A 20000-nucleotide genomic window follows, 5' to 3' on the forward strand; every position below is an offset into this window, starting at 1 on the left:
TTTAGCTGACCAGTACTAATAGTACGTTTGTCTTTTTTTTAGAAACTTAGGTTTCATTTCAAGTTCACTACCTTACTTAGTGTATAAGTATCCTGTAGTAGTTATTTAGTTATGTTGACTTTAACAATGAGAATCTTCTCTAATCTTTACAGATTATATATGAGGGCACAATAAGCTCGGTTTACTGAGCGTGAGCCTGACGCTGAGTCAAACTTAGCGTTAGCGTAGGTAAAGGAATTACTTCCTTTGCCGTGTCTTTATATATGGTCTGTCTAGGTGGCTATAGAGAGAGGGAAACGCCTGGCTCCATTCCGAACCCAGAAGCTAAGCCTCTCATCGCTGATAATACTGATCCTTGCAGGGTTGGGAACGTAGGTCGCTGCCTAGTTGATCATTTCTTCTTACTTAACAAATCACAATCAAATTATTAACTTATCAATATTTAATTTATCAGAAAATCTTCTATTTCCCATTTATGTTTTATATTTGGCATATTTACTTTATAAAGTCTATTCAAAAAATATTCTTTTGTTACTTCTTTTGCACCTAAACTTTTTAGATGATTTGTCGGTACTTGACAATCAATGAAATCATATCCCCAAAATTTTAGATGTTTTATTAGTATGGCATAAGCAGATTTTGAAGCATCGCTTACAAGGGAAAACATAGACTCTCCGCAAAAAACCCTGCCTACTGCAACACCGTATAGTCCACCTACTAATTTACCGTCAAAATAACTCTCGACACTGTGTGCTATGCCCATATCATGCAAAGAAGAGTAAGCCTCAATAATATCATCTTGTATCCAAGTTCCGTTTTGTTTTTCTCTTTTTATGCTGCTGCACTGTTTTATAACCTCTTTAAAATTAGCATCAAACTTATATTCAAAATTTTTCATATTTTTTTTCAGTGAACGGCTTAGTTTAAAATCATCTAGTTCCATAATCAGTCTTGGGTTAGTAGACCACCAAATAATCGGGTCATTTTTGCCATACCAAGGGAAAATCCCATTTTGATATGCATTAATGAGCCTAGAGGGATTTAAATCGCCTCCCCACGCAACGATACCGTCTTCATTGGCATCGTTTGGATTTGGAAATGTTAAGTTATATTTATTTAGTCTTGGTATATTCAAGCAGGTTCTTTGAAATTTAAAATCAACTCTTCTTCATATAAAACTTCTACACTTCCACCGTTTTTTAGTTTTCCAAATAGAATTTCATCACTTAGTTTATTTGTTATATTGTCCCCAATATATCTTTTTATCGGTCTGGCACCCATCTCTGCAGAGTATGAACTCTGGGCTATAAACTCTACGGCTTTTGGAGATAAAGTGACAGTGATTTTTTTCTTTTTTAGCTCACTGTTTAGTTCATCTATAAATTTATTTACAATATTTTTTACAACTTCGCTATCTAGTTGTTTGAACTCTACTATTGCACTTAATCTATTTCTAAACTCAGGTGTAAAAAATAGTTTTAACTCCTCATTTTTTGATAGTGAGCTGTCTTTATTGAACCCCATTACGCTTCTGGCAGTTGCACCGATGTTTGATGTCATAATAAGTATAACATTTTGAAAATTAGCTTTATAGCCGTTGTTGTCCGTAAGAGTGGCATTGTCCATAATCTGAAGTAAAATATTTACCAAATCAGGGTGCGCTTTTTCTATCTCGTCTAGTAGTAAAACCGTGTAAGGATGTCTTTTTATCGCTTCAGTAAGCAAACCGCCCTGTTCATACCCGACATAACCAGGAGGTGCGCCGATAAGGCGGCTAAGAGCATGTTTTTCCATATATTCGCTCATATCAAATCTCTCAAAATTAACGCCCAATATTTGGCTAAGAGAAAGTGCTAGTTCCGTTTTGCCTACACCCGTAGGTCCTGAAAATAAGAAGGAAGCAATAGGCTTGTTCTCGGGCGTTAGTCCGGCTTTAGAAATTTTTATGGCTTTTGCTACCTCTGCAACTGCTTTGTCTTGCCCGATTACCTTTTTCCGTAGATTTTCTTCTAAATTTACTAGAGAGAGTGTTTCGTCTTTGGTTACTTTTGAGCTTGAGATACCTACTATTTTTGAAATAGTATTTTCAATATCGTATGACTTGACTACTCTTTTTTTCTTGTTTTTTAGATGAAATGATGCGGCAGTTTCATCTATTAGGTCAATTGCTTTGTCCGGCAAGAATTTGTCGGTAATATATCTTTTAGATAGATCAATGGCAGTTTTTAGAGCTTTATCGGTAAATGTTACATCATGATGCTCTTCATATTTGCTCTTTAACCCTTTTAAAATTTTGTAAGTTGTTGTAACTGATGGCTCGTTTATGTCAACTTTAGAGAATCTTCTGCTTAGTGCTTTATCTTTTTCAAAACCGTTTCTATACTCTGCAAATGTTGTGGCACCCATGCATTTTAGCTCACCCGAAGCTAAAGCCGGCTTTAGCTGATTTGCTGCGTCCATGGTTCCGCTTGTTGATCCCGCACCGATTAAAGTATGAATCTCATCGATGAAAAGAATAGCGTTTGGAATTGATTTTAGCTCATCCATAATACCTTTTAGCCGCTTTTCAAAATCCCCTCTATATTTTGTGCCGGCTAGCATTGCGCCCAAATCAAGTGCAAAAAGCTCACTGTTTTGTATGATGGGAGGAACTTTATGCGCGACTATATTTAGTGCTAACCCTTCTGCAATAGCCGTTTTTCCGACTCCGGCTTCTCCGACTAAAATAGGGTTGTTTTTCTTTCTGCGGCATAAAATCTGAATAACTCTTTGTATCTCTTCATCCCGTCCGATTACGGGGTCAATTTTCCCCTCTTTTGCTTTTTGAAGAAGGTTTATAGAGTATTTTTGCAGATAAGATTCTTTTGCGTTATCGCTTTTTGGTTCCTCGTTATGCGAGATAGTTTCTAATATATCAAGCCTTGAAATATGATACTCATTTAGCAGCATATAGGCAAACGAGTTTACTTCATCATAGATAGCAACAAGCAAATCGCCTATGTCGGCGCTCTGTTGTCCGGAACTTTGGATATGTTTTATCATTCTATCTATCAGCCTAGAAAGTGCAACGCTCTCAAAAGGCTCCTCGTTTACATTTTGCGGCAGTGTGCCGATGTTTGAGTATATATAATTTTTTATAAGCTCTTTCATTTTTGCAACATCACCGCCGCATGTAAAGATGATTTTTGCACCCTCGGGAGAGTTTAAAAGTTGATAAAATACATGTTCGATAGTGATATACTCATGTTTTAGCTCTTTTGCATAGATAATTGATTTTTGAAAAACCTCATTTAGCGAGTAGCTAATCATTACTCTTCCTCCATTTCGGCTCTTAGCGGAAAACCGTTGTCTCTGGCTTTTTTATGAACTTGAGCTACTTTGGTTTCTGCAATTTCATATGTATATACCCCGCACACACCTTTATCTTTTTTATGCACCTCAAGCATTATAGCTTCGGCTTCTAAAAAGCTTTTATGAAATATGCTCATTAAAACATCTATAACAAACTCCATAGAAGTATAGTCGTCATTTAAAATCAATACTTTGTATTTTTTAGGATATTTGAGCGATATCTCGTTGATAGTTTCTAATTCCGTATTTGTTGCCATAATATTCCTGCAATAATTATCTTTGATAGTTAAAAATTATAGCCAAATTGAGATAATTGTAGTAAAATAAAAAATGAGCTTATGTAAGCTGTGAATTTAGGTTGAGTAAATTATTTTGAGCCGTAAACTATTTTCGATTTCGATACAATTGCTTTATAAAATAGCAATAAGATGAGATAACTATGACAAAACGAATTTTTGTGACCGCTACAAATACAAACATCGGTAAGACTTATACAACTAAATTATTATTAAAAGAGTTTGCTTCGCGTGGTTTTAGCGTTGGAGTTATAAAGCCGATTGAGACGGGAGTTTTGGATGGATATGCGACGGATGGAGAGGAGCTTTTAGAGCTTATAAAAAAATTAAATCCAAAGTTGTGGCACTTGGAGGTTGAAGATATCGTCCCGATTACCTATGAGGCGGCAACGGCTCCGTTTGTGGCATCAAACAACACTCCTCTTGATTTAAAAAAAATCCAAAATAAGATTGAGGAGATGGAAGCTTCTTGCGATATTGTTATCATTGAGGGGGCAGGCGGGCTTTATGTGCCTATTGATGAAAATTATATGATGATTGATTTGATAAAATATTTTAAAGCTTCCGCACTTTTGGTTACGCACTGCTCCCTTGGCTGCATAAACGATACGCTTTTAAGCAAAAAAGCCCTTGAAGATAAAAATATATCATATGCGGTAGCTTTTAACTGCAGAGAGGATGATGAGAGTTTTTCTCAAATTTCGGAGCCGTATTTTTTAAAAACAGGTTTTGAGGTGTTAAAAGTCGGTCGTGATATTGAAAAAATATGTGATGTCTTGTATAATCTATGAAATAAATTAGATTCCGTATCAAGTACGGAATGACGAGCTTAAGGGAAAAATGAAACATTTAATTCGTACGGATGATTTTACGACTTCAGAGATAGAGTCGATTTTAGAGGATGCAAAGCTTTTTAGCGACGGCAGATTTGATAGGATTTTAAAAGATAAAATCATAATTACGCTCTTTTTTGAAAACTCGACAAGAACTAGAAGTTCTTTTGAGATAGCCGCAAAGAGGCTGGGCGCTGAGATTGTTCATCTTGATGTTGCAAACAGCTCTACAAAAAAAGGCGAAACGCTAGTCGATACCGCTATGAATCTCGACGCGATGGGTCCTCATGCCATCATAGTGCGACATCAAAATTCGGGTGTGCCCAAAATTCTCTCAAATCATACGAAAGCTTCTATAATAAATGCCGGAGACGGTGCCCATGCTCATCCGACGCAAGCGCTTTTAGATCTTTTTACTCTTAAAAAACATTTTGGAGATATTAAAGGAAAAAAAATAGCAATAGTCGGAGATATAAAAAATTCAAGAGTTGCAAACTCAAATATTGAACTTCTCGGCAGATTCGGTATGGAGGTTATTTTAGTAGCCCCTCCGCAATTTTTACCAAAAACAGATTTAAGAACGACTCACTATATAAATGAGATAATTGATGAAGTTGATGTCATCATGAGTCTTAGAACTCAAACGGAGAGACACTCTTCGCAAACTTACGCATCGCTCAAAGATTACGCAAGCGACTTCTGCATAACCTCGGAAGTTGTAGGGGATAGGGATATAATTCTTCTTCATCCCGGACCCGTTCATAGAAATATTGATATTTGCGATGCACTCTTGGCAGATAAGAGATGTAAAGTTTTAGAGCAAGTCTCAAACGGCGTTGCAATTAGAATGGCTGTGCTTAAAAAATTGATTAATGACATTTGATGATTTAAACTCTTTTGGTGCAAAAAGGGAGGCTTTTTTATTTATAGTCGATTTTAAGGCTCAAAATATCATAGTATCTGCTTTGTGCGAGCTTGAAGCAAACGATATCGAATTTTGCATAGATGAAGATTATCATCTTAAAACTCATGAAGATTTTTTAGATAAATATGCACTCTCTTTTAGCGAGTATAAAAAAAAGTTTGATTTTGTCATAGAGAAGATAAAAGCCGGTGACACCTATCTTTTAAATCTTACACAGCCTACATCTATAAAAACTCCGTTAACCCTAAAAGAGATATTTGAGTGTGCCAATGCTCACTATAAGTTAAGATACAAAGATGAATTTGTCTGTTTCTCACCTGAAAAATTTATTCAAATAAAAGATTCTAAAATCTCCACATTTCCGATGAAAGGTACTATTGACGCATCGATTCCTAACGCAAAAGAGAGTATCTTAAACAACCAAAAAGAGACGGCAGAACATGTTATGGTTGTCGATTTGCTTAGAAACGACCTCTCAATCGTTGCAAAAAATGTAAAAGTAGAAAAATTTAGATATATCACCGAGATAGAAGCGGGTGAAAAAAAACTTCTGCATGTAAGCTCTCATATAAGCGGAGATATCGGAGATGATTGGCATGAGAGGATAGGTGATATATTAAAGGCACTTCTTCCGGCGGGAAGCATAAGCGGTGCGCCAAAAAAGAGTACTTTGGATATAATAAGTGAAGTTGAAAATTATGAACGCGGATATTTCAGCGGAGTTTTCGGCATCTATGACGGTAAAACACTCGATAGTGCGGTAATGATAAGATTTGTGCAAAATTCAAAAGAGGGTTATATCTACAAAAGCGGCGGCGGTATAACTTTAGACAGTGATGCACAAAGCGAATATAATGAGCTTTTAGATAAAGTTTACTTACCATAAAAGGTGTAGTTTATGTTTAAAATAGACGGTTTTTTTACAAGCGGATGGATATTTGACGAATCAGAGCAGTATTTAAAAAATAGATACCAGATGGTAAATATCGGTATTTTGCTCTCTGCCGGCGGACTTATTTACGGAATTATCGGAAACTATATAAGAGATATATCGGGGTTTATACCGATAGAGGTCGCCCTTTTATGTATGAACTTTGTTATATTTTTTGCTTTGAGAAAATATCGTAATTTTTTCGAATATTTTGCCATAATCATGACCCTTCAATACACTTTTTTGTTTCTTTTTCTTATCTATATCGGTGAACCGAATGACTTAAAACATCTCTGGATATTTACCTATCCGATAATACTTCTTTATTTTCAAAAAACTATACATGCAATTTACTGGTTTATATTCATTATTTTTATGCTCATAATCGCACCGTTGCAAAATTTTATACCTATTAAATACTCTATGTATCAGGTTACATATATCTCATTTGTTTTAATCATAATCAGCATAATTATCTACTTTTATCAGAGAAAAATAGATGAAGCCAGAAATATTATTTTAGAACAGCAAAATATGCTGAGAGATTTTAATTTAGAACTTGAAAAGCAGGTAAAAGAAAAAACAACCGAGTTGATCAAACTAAACGAATCATTAGAGCTTAAAGTTGAGCAAAAACTAGAAGAGTTAAAAAGCAAAGACCAAATACTGCAAACCCAATCAAAACAGGCAGTGATGGGTGAGATGATAAGCATGATAGCACATCAGTGGAGGCAACCGCTCTCTACGGTTACGCTTCAAATAGCAAACTTGCAGTTTAAGCAGCTGCTTGGCAAAGATAGAAGCGACCAAGATATTGATAAAGCGTTAAGCAATATAAGCGATACTATTGTTTATCTCTCCGATACCATCGATGATTTTCAGACCTATTTTCGTCCGGATAAGGAGATAGTTGATATTGAAATTCATGAGTTGCTTCAAAGAGCGGTCAATTTTGCCATATCGAGGATAAATGACAAAAAAATAAGAATATCAGTAAATAAGCTCACAGATATACATGTAAAAATATATATAAATGAGCTTGTTCAAGTTATATTAAATATTTTAAACAATGCAATAGATGCGCATAATGATCTCAATGTTAAAAATCCGTTTATAGCGTTAAGTGTCAAAGTAGTCGGAAATAAAGTTTTGATATACGTACAAGACAATGCAGGAGGTATAAATAGTGAACATTTATCGCATCTGTTTGAGCCATATTTTAGCACTAAAGGAAAAAACGGAACCGGACTTGGGCTGTATATGAGCCAGATGATTGTTCAAAAACAATTCGGTGGTGAGATTGAGGTAGAGACTTCCCAAAACGGCTCTACCTTTATCGTAAAAATTCCAAAAAATATAGGTTAACGATATAAATTGGTAATTTTTGGGATATAATTTATCAAAAACGAGGGTTTGTAGATGTATTTAAAAGATTTGAAGTTCTCTTTGTGGGCTGATTTTATTGAGAGGGATTACTTAGATAACGAGTTTAAAGAGTTAATTAATAGTAAAATTATTAACGGTGCGACTTCTAATCCTGCGATTTTTAAAAATGCGATACTAAGCTCAAATGCATATAAAGAGCAGCTATCCACTCTTGCTTCTTTGACTCCGAAAGAGAAATATGAAGCTCTAGCGATACATGATATACGAAAAGCAGCAGATATATTAAAACCGCTTTATGATAAATGCGATGACGGATATGTAAGCATAGAGGTAGATCCCTATCTTTGCGATGATGCCGATGCAACCGTTGCAGAGGGAGAGAGGCTGTTTTTTGAGATAAACCGTAAAAATGTTATGATAAAAGTTCCTGCAACGGAGGCAGGATATACGGCTATGCGTGAACTTACCGCTAAGGGAATACCGGTTAATGCGACGCTTATATTTAAAAAAGAGCAGGCGGTATCATGCGCAGAAGCTTTTAGGGAGGGCACGGCAAAATATGGAGAAAAAGTTGATACAGTAATAAGCGTTTTTGTGAGCCGAGTCGATAGAGCTTTGGATGAAGCGTTGATTAGAGGAGGTGTGGATGCGGCACTTAGCGGAATATATAACAGTGCCGATATCTATGCAGAGATCCAGAGGATGGGGGTTGATGGGTGCAGAGTGCTTTTTGCAAGTACGGGTGTAAAAGATGATTCACTGCCTCCGCACTACTATATAGAAAAACTTTTGGCATATAATAGTGTAAATACGGCACCGGTAGAGACCATAAAGGCTTTTCATTCAAATGGAGCCAAAGTAAGTGCTCTGCCGGTTTCGGCTCAAACTATAGAGGAGCACTTTGAAAAGGTTAAGGGTTTAGGTATAGATTTTGATACCGTCTTGGATAAGCAGATAGCGGATGGGTTGAAATCTTTTAAAGATGCATTTAAAGATATATTGGAGTCGTTATGAGTGACGGTAAAAATGAAGTAGATATAAGTAAATTAACGTTTGAGCAGTTAAAAAAAATCAGAGAGTATCTTAAAAAACTCATCGAAAACGGTGGAAGCGACTTGCATGTCAAAGCTAATGGCGTAATCCGCGCAAGGATAAACGGTACGATAATTCCGTTTTCGGGAAGTATATTTTCTCATGAGGATGCTATGACTTTAGCAAAAGAGATATTAAGAGGCAGATATTCCGAATTTACGGAAAATAAAGATATCGACTTGGTTTATCAATTTGACGAGAGTAATCGTTTTCGTGTAAATATTTTCTTTCAAACAGACGGTCCCTCTTTCGTATTTCGTGTTATTCCCATGAAGATACCGACGATTGATCAAATGAACTATCCTGAAGTTGTAAGAACTTTGACAAAAGAGGGACGAGGACTTGTTCTTGTTACGGGAGCAACGGGTAGCGGAAAATCAACCACTCTTGCTGCTATGGTAAATGAGATAAATGTGATGGATAAAAAACATATTATAACCATTGAGGATCCTATCGAGTTTGTGCATAAAGACAAGGGATGTGTAATAAATCAGCGCTCTGTCGGGCAAGATACGATTTCTTTTGAGAGAGCTTTAAGAGCGGCTCTGCGTGAAGATCCCGATATCATACTTGTCGGAGAGATGAGAGATCGCGAAACGGTTGAGTTGGCACTTCATGCGGCAGATACGGGACATTTGGTTTTTTCAACACTGCATACGATAGACGCAAAAGAGACGATAAACCGTATCATAGCTATATTTCCAAATGAGGAGCAAAATCGTGTTCGCCTCTCATTGGCTAGTGTACTAAAGGGGGTTGTCTCTCAAAGGCTGATTCCTACGGTAGATGACAAACGAGTTGCGGCAATGGAGATACTTGTAAAAACTCCTACGATTGAGAAATTGATACTGGAAAATAGAGATTACGAGATTCGCGAAGCGATAGAAAAAGGTCGAGAACACTATAAATCGCAAAGTTTTGATCAACATATTTTAGATATATATAATCAAGGAATAATCACGAAGGAAAAAGCAAAAGATTATGCGACAAGCGCATCCGATTTGGAGCTTAGAATGAGCGGTTTAAATAGCGGAAAAGCTGCAGATTTTATTAATAAGACGGAGAAGAACGCTAAAGAGGAGACGACAACGCAAGATGATGTATTTGATTTAAAATAGCCTTTAGTATATGCCATGTTTAACCGTGCTTAAAGCTTAAATGGGTATAATTCCAAACATTTTTTATTAAGGATTTAATATGTTAGAAGGCATTATTAGAGAGAGTATTGGCAAAAAAGGCACGAAGGCGCTTCGCCGTGATGGTTATCTAATTGCAAACATTTACGGAAAAGGGCTTGAAAATATTCACGCTGCATTTAAAGACAATGAGTATATCCGTACTGTTCGCAACAAAGATACTTTGGCGTTTCCTATTAAAGTAGGCGCAAAAGAGATGAATGTTGTTGTTCAATCATATGAAGCACATCCGTTAACAGGCAAGCTTTTACATGTAGATTTAATGGTAGCACAATCTGGTGTTTTAACTCATTATCATGTTCCTGTTGTTCCACATGGTGATGCAATCGGTCTTAAAAACAAAGGTCTTGTAAACCTTTCAAAATCTCGTTTAAGAGTTAAAGCTACTATCGAGAATGTTCCAAATAGCATCAATGTAGATATTGCGAAAATGGATGTCGGTGATTCTATGCTTGTTCGTGACATTGCAAGAATTGACAATGTTACATTCACAGATGCTGATCGCGTATCTGTACTAAGTATAATTAAAGCTAAGTAATTATGTTAATAGTCGGTCTGGGAAATCCTGGTCCGAATTATGAGCACACTCGTCATAACATAGGTTTTATGGTTATTGACGAGCTTGTTAAACGACAAAATGCGCAAAAACTCTCTTCGTCTTCATTTAACGGCGAACTCTTCAAATTTTCAAATCATTTTTTATTAAAACCGCTTACATTTATGAACCTCTCAGGAATTGCCATAGGAGCCGTAAAAAAGTTCTATAAAATTGATGAGGTAGTTGTAATACATGATGATTTGGATTTGCCGTTTGGAACGCTTCGCTTTAAAAGAGGCGGCGGACACGGCGGACATAACGGGCTTAAATCTACAGATGAAAATATTTCAAAAGAGTATATTAGAGTTAGAATGGGTATAGGAAAACCTGAGCATAAAGGAGAGGTTGCTTCTTATGTTTTGAGTGATTTTGGTAAAAATGAGCAAGGATATCTTAAAGAGTGGATTTTGGCTACATGTGAAGCAGTTGAGTGTTTGTTAACTAATTCACTAGAAGATGTTAGTACTAAACACACAATTAAAAATTTTCAGCTAAAATAGCATCAAACTTCTTAGCGGGATATCTAATATATGTTAGCTTTTAAATATATCTCTTTTCACTATATTAAATATTTCGCTATTATATTGTCGGCGCTTGTCCTGTTTTTGGTCGGGTTTGATTATATGGGGAATGCAGAAAAATCAGATATTTCCGCAAACCTATTTATTATATATTTAGTTTATAAAACTTTTTACGCCGTTGATATGCTGCTTCCTATTTCACTTGTTTTTGCAATGATAAGCACAAAAATATTATTAATCCGCTCCAATGCACTTGTCTCGTTTTACTCACTTGGTTACTCAAGAGCCGATATTCTTAAACCGTTTGTCGTAGTATCGACTATTGTTATTATGCTTTTTATATCACTGCACTCAATCTCAAATTTTGCAAGAGCCGACGAGTTTGCTAAAAATATTCGTAAAAATGCACAATATCTTAGTCCTACGCGAGATCTCTTTTTCACATATAAAGATAAATTTGTATATTTTTCAAAGATGCTGCCCCTGCAAGAGAGCGCTGAAGATATAAGAGTATTTAGTTTTGACAACAACTCCCTAAAAGAAGTTTTAATAGCTTCAAGAGCTCTGTACAGAAATGATGCATGGCAAATTGATAGAGCCGATATTATTACCAAGCCTGATGATATTAATTTTGATTCACTTGGGATAAAAGTGGATGAGCATAAAAACTTGAAAATTCTTGAGGGTTTTAGACCCAAAATGCTAGATCAAGTTTATGAGGGTAAAGTCAACTTTACGATAAAAGATGCGATTGATGCGTATATACTTTTAAAGGAACAGAAAATTAACACGGATGTCGTGAAGAGTTCTTTGTATAAAATATTTGTTTATCCGTTTTTTGTGCCTATTTTAATTGTTATTATCTTCTTCTTTGTTCCCATAAGTGTTAGATTTTTAAATGTTTCGTTATTTAGTTTTGGAGCTATCATCTCATCACTTGTCGTATGGGCACTTCTTTTTACATTGATTGAACTCTCTAGCAATAAAGCAATACCGAGTGAAGTCGGTATATTTATTCCTGTTTTTATACTCTTTTTGGTTGCTTTGAGGCAGTGGAAGAAGTATTGCAGAGAATTCGATGCAAGAGGTTTTATAACAAAAATATAAGTACTTTTTTGATAGAATGATTTAAAAAATAGTTGGGATATTTATGATTAATTTTAAAGAATTGGCATCTACATATAAAACACCGCTTTATATATACGATTTAGACTACATGACAAAGCAATATGAAGAGTTAAAAGAGGCTTTTAAGGGAAGAAAATCCATTATGGCATATGCCATAAAATCAAACTCAAATCTTAGTATTATTAAGCATTTTGCAAGTCTGGGAAGCGGAGCCGATTGTGTCTCCATCGGTGAGGTACGCCGTGCTTTTTTAGCTGGAATTCCAAGCTATAAGATTATTTTTTCCGGTGTCGGAAAGAGTGATGATGAGATTAGAGAAGCGATAGAGAGAGATATTTTATATATCAATGTTGAGAGCGAAGCAGAACTGGGTCGTGTAGAGCTTATCGCAAAAGAGCTAAAAGCTAAATGCAGAATAAGCATAAGAGTAAATCCAAACATCGACCCTTTGACTCACCCGTATATCTCAACAGGTTTGCATGACAATAAATTTGGAGTTGAGATTGATACTGCAAAAAGAATGTACATCCGTGCGAATAACTCGGAGCATTTAGATCCGGTAGGAATCCATTTTCATATAGGCTCTCAGCTAACTGAACTTAAACCGATTTATGAGTCTGCCGAGATTGTTGCCGATTTAGTTCGTTCTCTCTCAAACATAAAAATAGAGTTGAAATTTTTTGATATAGGCGGAGGTTTGGGCGTTAAGTATAAAGATGAGACGACTATAAAGCCGTATGATTATGCTCAAGCGATACTCTCTACGCTAAAAGGTTTAGATCTAACGGTTATTTGTGAACCGGGAAGATTTTTGACTGCAAACGGCGGATATTTTTTAACTAAAGTTCTGTATGAAAAACAAAACGGCGAAAAAAGATTTGTTGTCGTAGACGGCGCGATGAATGACTTGCTGCGCCCGAGTTTATATAAAGCATATCACAGAATTGAAGCAATAACGCAAAGCAAAACAGAGACGAGTGAAGCTGATGTAGTCGGTCCTGTTTGCGAGAGCGGTGACTTTTTTGCAAAAAATTATTTATTACCGATTTTAGAGCATAATGATTTACTTGTAATTCACAGTGCCGGAGCATACGGATTTGGAATGGGCAGTAACTACAATACAAGAGGAAGAAGCGCCGAAGTTGCAATAAAGGGCGGCGAAGCAAGACTTATTCGAAGAAGAGAAGAGTTTGAAGACTTGATTGCCTTAGAGAAAGAATTTTTGGAAAACTAAGATGTATTTTATTGATGTTCAGGGTACTTTGATTAGCGATACCGATAAATCCCCGATTCGCGGGAGCATAAAGTTTATAGATATGCTAAATAAGAAAAAAATTCCATATGTGATTATTACAAACAGTACTAAAAAAACATCGATTGACTTTTACAATTTTTTAAAGTCTCTTGGGTTTAATTTTGATTTTGGCGCATATTTAGATCCTTTAATGACTTTAGAGTCTCGTGTGGAAAAAGATAGTGTTGCCGCTTACGGTTCAGATGAGTTTTTGGATATTTTGTTAAAAATGGGGTATGTTTTTAATTATGAAAATCCTAAAACAGTGTTAATTTCTATAAAAGAGAATTTTACTTCGGATGAGTTTGCTCAAATCATAGATTTTTTACTTGGCGGTGCAGGCTTAGTCGGAATGCATGAAACTTCTATATATGCCAAAAACTCTAAAAGATATCCGGGTGTGGGAGCGATTTTAAAAATGCTTGAATTCGCAACATCTTGCGGTTATGATGTGGTCGGAAAACCAAGTACGGCATTTTATAATGAAGCTTTAGAAGTAATCAAAAAACAAAACAGCAGTGCTAAATTTAGCGATATAACCATTATTAGCGATGATGTAAAAGGCGATTTAGGCGGAGCAAAAGAGATGGGTATGAAGACGATTTTTGTAACAAGCGGAAAGTACAAGAGTGCCGACGAGATAGTTCCATTCCTAAAACCGCAGTTAAGACCTGACTATGTGTATGCAGATATGCAAGAAATCTTGGAGGCTTTATGAAAACTTTAGATGATTGCAGGGTTGCTATTGATGCTATTGATAATGAGATATTAGAACTTCTTAATAAAAGAATGATAATCGTCAAACGCGTAGGCGAGATAAAAAACAGCAGCGGCGGCGCAATCTATAGACCTGAGAGAGAAAAGGCGATTATTCAAAGATTGACCCAACATAGCATTGATCAGCAAGGGATGTTAAACGCAAGTGCAATCGAAGCTATATTTTTAGAGATTTTTGCAGTTTCAAGAAATTTAGAACTTCCTGAGCGCATAGCATATCTCGGTCCTGAGGGAAGTTTTACGCACCAAGCGGCAGAGAGTCGTTTCGGAGCTATGAGTGATTATCTCTCTCTTGGTTCTATTCACTCCGTTTTTAAAACGCTTGAGGCAAAAAGAGCTAAATTCGGTGTCGTTCCGATTGAGAATTCAAGAGACGGAGTAGTCGGAGAAACGCTTGATTTGCTTGCAAAAAGTTCCGTAAAGATTGTAGCAGAGCTTTATATGCCGATTCATATGTCATTCGCCACAAAAGCAAAAAAACTTAGTCAAATAACTAAAATTTACTCAAAAGATAAAGGGTTTGGGCAGTGCAGGGAGTTTCTTCAAGAACATAATCTTGTTAATGTCGAGCAAATTCCCGTAGAGTCTACTGCAAAAGCGGCTATTTTGGCAGCCCAAAATCCAAATTCAGCCGCAATTTGCAGTCATATCGCAGCAAAGTTGTATAGTATACCGACTATGTTTGACCATGTAGAAGACGATATAGGTTCTCAAACGAGATTCGTCATACTAAGTGACTTTAAAAATGAAAAAAGCCAAGATGATAAAACTTCTATTTTGGTAAGACTCAAAGATTCCGTGAAAGCCGGTTCGCTTGTTCATTTTCTGCAGGATTTTGATGAACAAAATATAAATCTTTCAAAAATAGAGTCTCGACCTTCAAAAAATAAGGGCGGGTTTGACTATTGGTTCTTTATAGATTTTTATGGGCATATCGATGATGAAAAATTTCAAAAAGTATTACAAAAACATAAGGGAGAGGTAACTTGGTTAGGAAGTTACGCAAAAGGTGAAAATAGTGAAGTTTAACAAAAATTTAGAAAATATAAAAACATATGAGGCAGGAAAGCCGATAGAATTAGTCGTAAGAGAGTTTGGAATAGATCCAAAAGATATCGTAAAACTTGCATCAAACGAGAATCCTTGTGGATGTTCGCAAAAAGTTGTAACGGCAGTGGGCAATATTTTATCAAAAATGGCTCTTTATCCGGATGATTCTATGATACAGCTAAAAAATGCCCTAAGTGCCAGATACGGCGTAGAGAATGAAAATATAATTATAGGCTCGGGAAGCGATCAGGTAATAGAGTTTTTAATCCATGCAAAAGCACATTCCGGCTCAAAAATATTGATGAACAGTATAACTTTTGCAATGTATGAGATATATGCCAAACATATAGGCGCAGAGGTTATACGAACAGCTTCGCAAGAGCATAATATGGATGAGTTTTATGAGTTGTACAAGAGCCAAAAACCTGAAATTATATTTATATGCACACCGAACAACCCAACGGGAGATGCGTTGGATGCGCAGAAAATATTTGATTTTTTAAAAAAGATTGATAGCGATACTTTAGTCGTAATTGACGGCGCTTATATGGAGTATGCAATCGCAAAAGATGCTAAAAAAGAGATAGTCGTAAAAGAACTGATAAAAGAGTTCGACAATGTAATCTTTTTGGGAACTTTTTCTAAAGCGTACGGGCTTGGCGGAATGAGAGTAGGTTACGGTGTAGCAGATGCAAAAATAATAAAAGAGCTATATAAACTTAGACCGCCTTTTAATATTACTACGCTCTCTCTTGAAGCGGCAACCGTAGCTCTAAGCGATGAGGAGTTTGTGCAAAAAAGTATTACTCTTAATTTAGAGCAGATGAAAAGGTATGAAGAGTTTGCAAAAGAGCAAAAAATAGATATAATAAACAGTTATACAAATTTTGTTACATTGTGTTTAAACCAAAATCAAAATTCTTCTAAGATATCTAACTTATTGTTGCAAAAAGGGATGATAGTTAGAGATTTAAGCAGTTACAATATGAACGCTATCAGGGTTACCGTCGGTACAGAAGAACAAAATAGTCGTTTTTTTGGGTTAGTTACACAATTCTTATAATTTTAAAATGGGAAGTTAATGGATTTTAAGGTACTTTTTTCACAATTAGTTGTTTTATATGATAAGCTAACTAAACAACAAAAGCTTATTATAGGTGCTGCTATTGTCGGTATCGTTGCATTTTTGATTTTTATGGTTGTTTATACGGCTAAAAAAGAAGCAACCAACAAGATGGAAGTGCTTTTTAATTCTTTAAGTTCAGAAGATGCCGTAAAAGTTATTGAGCAATTAGAAAAAAATAATATACCTTATGAAATATTAGATAATAATATTATAAAAGTTCCTAAAAATGTAGTTTATAAAGAACGGATAGCTATTGCCTCACTAGGAATTCCAAAAAAAAGCGGTGTCGGTTTTGAACTTTTTAATACTCAAGAGTTCGGTGCGACAAGCTTTGATCAAAATGTGAAGTATCTTCGAGCCCTAGAAGGCGAGCTTTCTCGTACCATTGGCGCTCTTGCGCCCATAGAGAATGCGAATGTAAGTTTGGCTCTGCCTAAAGATACGCTTTTTGTTGAAAAACAGACGGCTCCCACAGCTTCCGTTATGCTTAAGCTAGTGGAGGGCGGAAAGTTATCCTCAAAACAAGTCAGAGGAATAAAAAACCTTGTGTCTGCCGCAGTACCGAATCTAACATCGGCGAATGTTATATTGATTGACAGTGACGGCGAAACTTTGGGTGATGAGAATGAGATGGCTCAAATGAGCGAATTATCATCTGTTCAGCAGAATTTTAAAACAAAAGAAGAGAAGAAAAGACAGAAAAAAATTATAGAAGTTGTTTCTCCTTTTGTCGGCGGAGAGCAAAAAGTAGTTGCTCAAGTTACTATAGAGTATGATTTTTCTATTCAAAACTCAACTTCGGAAAAGTTTGACCCTGAAAATGTAGTTAGAAGTGAGCAGGTTAGCGAAGAAAAAAGAGACGGCAAAAGTCCGAGTGAAGTCGGCGGAGTTCCGGGAACAGTAAGCAATATAGGTCCTGTTGAGGGTCTAGCAAGTAATCAAACGAACGAAAAGTATGAAAAAAGCAGCGGTACGACAAATTATGAGGTTGGAAAAACAGTCTCGACAACAAAGAGTGAATTTGCACGGGTCAAAAGAATTACGGCTGCCGTTGTAGTAGACGGAAAATATAAGAATAAAGCTGATGCGGAGGGCAAGCCTACAACTGAGCTGAATTATGAGCCGCTCTCAGAGAGTGATTTGGAGGCTCTAACTGCGTTAGTTAGCCGCTCTATCGGTATTAGCGAAGAGAGAGGCGATCAGATAAGCGTTAAAAATTTACAATTTAAAACAGCCGAGATCAATACGGCAGAAGAGAAAGTTAGTCAAGCCATTGCCTTTTCCAAAGCCTATTTGGAACCGTTTTCAGGACTCTTTAAATATATTTTTGTGCTTATACTTCTTTTTATACTATACAAGAAAGTCATATCTCCTTTTGCACAAAAAATGCTTGAAGTCTCTAAAGAAGAGGAAGAGCTTGGCAAGCCGATTTTAGATATAGGAAACGATGAAGATGAGGATTTGGTGGAAAAAGTTCAGTTAATGCGTAAAAAAGTTGAAGAGCAGCTTGGAGTCGGAGAAGGCTTTAGTGAGGATGAGCTTAAATATGATGTTCTTCTTGAAAAAGTACGAGCTATGATTGAAGAATCGCCTGAAGCCGTTGCTCTTGTTCTGCAAGCCTTAGTAACAGAAGATTTCGATGCAACTTCTAAGTAAAAAAGGAATGTAAGTGAATTTAAGCGCAGCACAACAAGCAAGATTTGATGAAATGAGCATGGGAGAAAAAGTTGCAATTTTATTATTGCAAATGGGTGAAGATTCAACAGCTGCAATATTTTCAAATATGAGTGTTGATGCGATAACCGATGTTTCAAAATATATCGCTATGAATAAAAGCGTGGAAAAGGTAGTCGCGACAGCGGTGCTTGAAGAGTTCTATGCGATTTTGCAATCGGGTCAGTTTATAACATCCGGCGGTATGGAGTATGCAAGAGAGCTTCTTTATAGAACACTTGGCCCCGAAGAGGCAAAAAAGATTTTGGAAAAACTCTCAAGAAGTATGCAGGAGAGTCAGAATTTCGCCTATCTTTCAAAAATCAAGCCTCAACAACTTTCAGACTTTATTATTAATGAACATCCTCAGACTATTGCGCTTATTTTAGCTCATATGGATGCAACGGAAGCTGCCGATACGCTTCAGTATTTTCCCGATGATTTAAGAAGCGAAGTTTCTATGAGAATGGCAAAACTTGGAGATATTTCTCCGTCGGTAATTAAGAGAGTATCGGCAGTACTTGAGTCTAAGCTAGAATCTCTTGCTTCATACAAAGTCGAAGTCGGCGGTCCTCGTGCAGTTGCCGATATCTTTAACCGTCTTGGAGCAAAAGCTTCTAAAGAGACTCTTGCAAAAATTGAAGAGAGAGACGAAGAGATGTCAAATCTAATAAAAGAGATGATGTTCACATTTGAAGATATTGCAAAACTGGACAAAAATGCAATTATGGAAATTCTTAAAGCCGTAGAAAAACCGGATTTGATGCTGGGACTAAAAAGTGCGCCTGAAGATCTTAAACAGAAATTCTTTAGCTCTATGAGTGAGAGAGCAAGAGAGTCGTTTGAAGAAGAGATGCAGTTTTTGGGTGCCGTTAAAATGAAAGAGGTAGAGGGCGCTCAAAGAAAAATTGTTGAAGTTGTAAACGGGCTTGCCGAGGCCGGAACTATTCAATTAGGATCTTCATCGGAAGAAATGGTGGAATAGTTTGTCAAGTATAATAAGCAGCGAAAAAATCCAAAAGCATAATGTCGATAAGTATAGTTTTAAGGTTTTAGCACTCGGTACGGAGTCTCAAGACGAGGTGCAGAGCGCACAGACAAAAAAATCGATTTTTGAAGCACAGGAGCCTAAAATAGAGCGTGAAATTGATACAAGTGCAATAAGTCAAAGTTCTAAAGACTCTTTGATTGAATCTCTGCTTAAAAAAACTGATGAGATGTCATCAAACTTTATAAAGCTTCAAATGAAACTAGAGAGTATGAGTGACGAGCATAAGATAGAACTTAAAAAAGTCAAAGATGAGTCTTATGCAGCCGGTCTAGAGGCAGGTAAAGCACTTGCTCTTAAAGAAGAGGAAAAAAACAGTACAAATGCTCTATCTCAATATTCTGCATCTGTTATAAAGTTAGAAAATAGCGCAAAAGAGTTTGAAGCCGCATTAGAGGAGATAAAAAAAGAGTTAATCAGTGCTGCACTGGATATCTCCAAAGAGGTAATCAAGGTTGAACTTAGTGAAAATTCAAACAGAGTAGCGGTAGTTTTATCTCAAGAGTTAATTAAAGAGTTGCAAAATGCTTCAAAAGTAGTTTTAAAAGTTAATCCAAAAGATCACGGGGCAATTTCGCAAGCTGCCGGTTCATTGGCTCATGTAGAAGTTATGTCAGATAGTGCCGTAAGTTTGGGCGGAGTTATTGCCATTAGCGATGCGGGCAATATTGATGCACAGATATCAAAGAGATTTGAGAGAGTAAAGAGAGTAGCATTAAGTGAGTAAAATAAATT

At 36.3% G+C, this 20000-nt stretch carries 19 protein-coding genes and 1 rRNA gene; 17 read left to right on the top strand and 3 right to left on the bottom strand.

Features of this window, described 5'->3' with window-relative positions:
- The first annotated feature begins 272 nt into the window (after positions 1–272).
- Positions 273–388 (top strand): 5S ribosomal RNA (gene rrf, locus PHQ93_RS09655).
- A 54-nt stretch (positions 389–442) separates the two neighbouring features.
- Here the strand turns inward: rrf and aat are convergent.
- Genes aat through PHQ93_RS09670 form a run of 3 tightly spaced genes read right to left on the bottom strand, consistent with a single transcriptional unit; the run spans position 443 to position 3608 of the window.
- Entirely contained in the window at positions 443–1135 is a 693-nt protein-coding gene (gene aat / locus PHQ93_RS09660; RefSeq protein ID WP_299943720.1) for a leucyl/phenylalanyl-tRNA--protein transferase, read from the bottom strand.
- On the bottom strand, positions 1132–3309 hold the full coding sequence (gene clpA, locus PHQ93_RS09665) for an ATP-dependent Clp protease ATP-binding subunit ClpA (RefSeq protein ID WP_299943723.1): 2178 nt from the start codon (positions 3307–3309) through the stop codon (positions 1132–1134). Before clpA ends, aat begins: the two co-directional genes overlap by 4 nt.
- Positions 3309–3608 (bottom strand): ATP-dependent Clp protease adaptor ClpS, encoded by a 300-nt coding sequence (locus tag PHQ93_RS09670; protein ID WP_299943728.1) that lies wholly within the window; start codon positions 3606–3608, stop codon positions 3309–3311. Before PHQ93_RS09670 ends, clpA begins: the two co-directional genes overlap by 1 nt.
- Positions 3609–3790: 182 nt before the next feature.
- Between PHQ93_RS09670 and bioD the strand changes: the two genes are divergently transcribed.
- The 16 genes from bioD (at position 3791) to fliH (ending at position 19992) form a co-directional block, all read left to right on the top strand.
- Positions 3791–4438 (top strand): dethiobiotin synthase, encoded by a 648-nt coding sequence (gene bioD, locus PHQ93_RS09675; protein ID WP_299943731.1) that lies wholly within the window; start codon positions 3791–3793, stop codon positions 4436–4438.
- A 49-nt stretch (positions 4439–4487) separates the two neighbouring features.
- Positions 4488–5363: an aspartate carbamoyltransferase catalytic subunit gene (locus PHQ93_RS09680; RefSeq protein WP_299943734.1), complete on the top strand. Its 876-nt coding sequence runs from the start codon at positions 4488–4490 to the stop codon at positions 5361–5363.
- Positions 5353–6291 carry an aminodeoxychorismate synthase component I gene (locus PHQ93_RS09685; protein WP_299943737.1) on the top strand — a complete coding sequence of 313 codons (939 nt, stop codon included), beginning with the start codon at positions 5353–5355 and terminating at the stop codon, positions 6289–6291. Before PHQ93_RS09680 ends, PHQ93_RS09685 begins: the two co-directional genes overlap by 11 nt.
- 12 nt (positions 6292–6303) lie before the next feature.
- Positions 6304–7701, top strand: a complete 1398-nt coding sequence (locus PHQ93_RS09690; RefSeq protein WP_299943740.1) for an ATP-binding protein — start codon at positions 6304–6306, stop codon at positions 7699–7701.
- A gap of 54 nt (positions 7702–7755) precedes the next feature.
- Positions 7756–8736 (top strand): transaldolase, encoded by a 981-nt coding sequence (locus PHQ93_RS09695; protein WP_299943743.1) that lies wholly within the window; start codon positions 7756–7758, stop codon positions 8734–8736.
- The gene (locus PHQ93_RS09700) at positions 8733–9932 is read left to right on the top strand and encodes a type IV pilus twitching motility protein PilT (RefSeq protein ID WP_299943746.1); all 1200 of its coding nucleotides are present in this window, start codon (positions 8733–8735) and stop codon (positions 9930–9932) included. The genes PHQ93_RS09695 and PHQ93_RS09700 overlap by 4 nt, the downstream gene beginning before the upstream one ends.
- 79 nt (positions 9933–10011) lie before the next feature.
- Complete coding sequence (locus PHQ93_RS09705; RefSeq protein ID WP_299943749.1) at positions 10012–10548, top strand: 50S ribosomal protein L25/general stress protein Ctc; 537 nt, start codon at positions 10012–10014, stop codon at positions 10546–10548.
- Positions 10548–11108 carry an aminoacyl-tRNA hydrolase gene (pth, locus tag PHQ93_RS09710; protein ID WP_299943858.1) on the top strand — a complete coding sequence of 187 codons (561 nt, stop codon included), beginning with the start codon at positions 10548–10550 and terminating at the stop codon, positions 11106–11108. Before PHQ93_RS09705 ends, pth begins: the two co-directional genes overlap by 1 nt.
- Positions 11109–11138: 30 nt before the next feature.
- Positions 11139–12236 carry an LptF/LptG family permease gene (locus tag PHQ93_RS09715; RefSeq protein ID WP_299943752.1) on the top strand — a complete coding sequence of 366 codons (1098 nt, stop codon included), beginning with the start codon at positions 11139–11141 and terminating at the stop codon, positions 12234–12236.
- A gap of 43 nt (positions 12237–12279) precedes the next feature.
- Positions 12280–13491, top strand: coding sequence for a diaminopimelate decarboxylase (lysA, locus tag PHQ93_RS09720; RefSeq protein ID WP_299943755.1), 1212 nt, complete (start codon positions 12280–12282; stop codon positions 13489–13491).
- Between the two features lies 1 nt (position 13492).
- A complete protein-coding gene (locus tag PHQ93_RS09725) occupies positions 13493–14269 on the top strand; it encodes an HAD-IIA family hydrolase (protein WP_299943758.1) in 777 nt (258 codons plus the stop codon).
- A complete protein-coding gene (gene pheA / locus PHQ93_RS09730) occupies positions 14266–15357 on the top strand; it encodes a prephenate dehydratase (RefSeq protein WP_299943761.1) in 1092 nt (363 codons plus the stop codon). The genes PHQ93_RS09725 and pheA overlap by 4 nt, the downstream gene beginning before the upstream one ends.
- The gene (gene hisC, locus PHQ93_RS09735) at positions 15347–16441 is read left to right on the top strand and encodes a histidinol-phosphate transaminase (RefSeq protein ID WP_299943764.1); all 1095 of its coding nucleotides are present in this window, start codon (positions 15347–15349) and stop codon (positions 16439–16441) included. Before pheA ends, hisC begins: the two co-directional genes overlap by 11 nt.
- An 18-nt stretch (positions 16442–16459) precedes the next feature.
- Positions 16460–18160, top strand: coding sequence for a flagellar basal-body MS-ring/collar protein FliF (gene fliF / locus PHQ93_RS09740; protein ID WP_299943767.1), 1701 nt, complete (start codon positions 16460–16462; stop codon positions 18158–18160).
- A gap of 13 nt (positions 18161–18173) precedes the next feature.
- A complete protein-coding gene (fliG, locus tag PHQ93_RS09745; RefSeq protein ID WP_299943769.1) occupies positions 18174–19202 on the top strand; it encodes a flagellar motor switch protein FliG in 1029 nt (342 codons plus the stop codon).
- Position 19203: 1 nt separating this feature from the next.
- Entirely contained in the window at positions 19204–19992 is a 789-nt protein-coding gene (gene fliH, locus PHQ93_RS09750) for a flagellar assembly protein FliH (protein WP_299943772.1), read from the top strand.
- Positions 19993–20000: the final 8 nt, after the last annotated feature.

Origin of the sequence: Sulfurimonas sp. (genome assembly GCF_028714975.1) — a bacterium.
Taxonomy (GTDB): domain Bacteria; phylum Campylobacterota; class Campylobacteria; order Campylobacterales; family Sulfurimonadaceae; genus Sulfurimonas.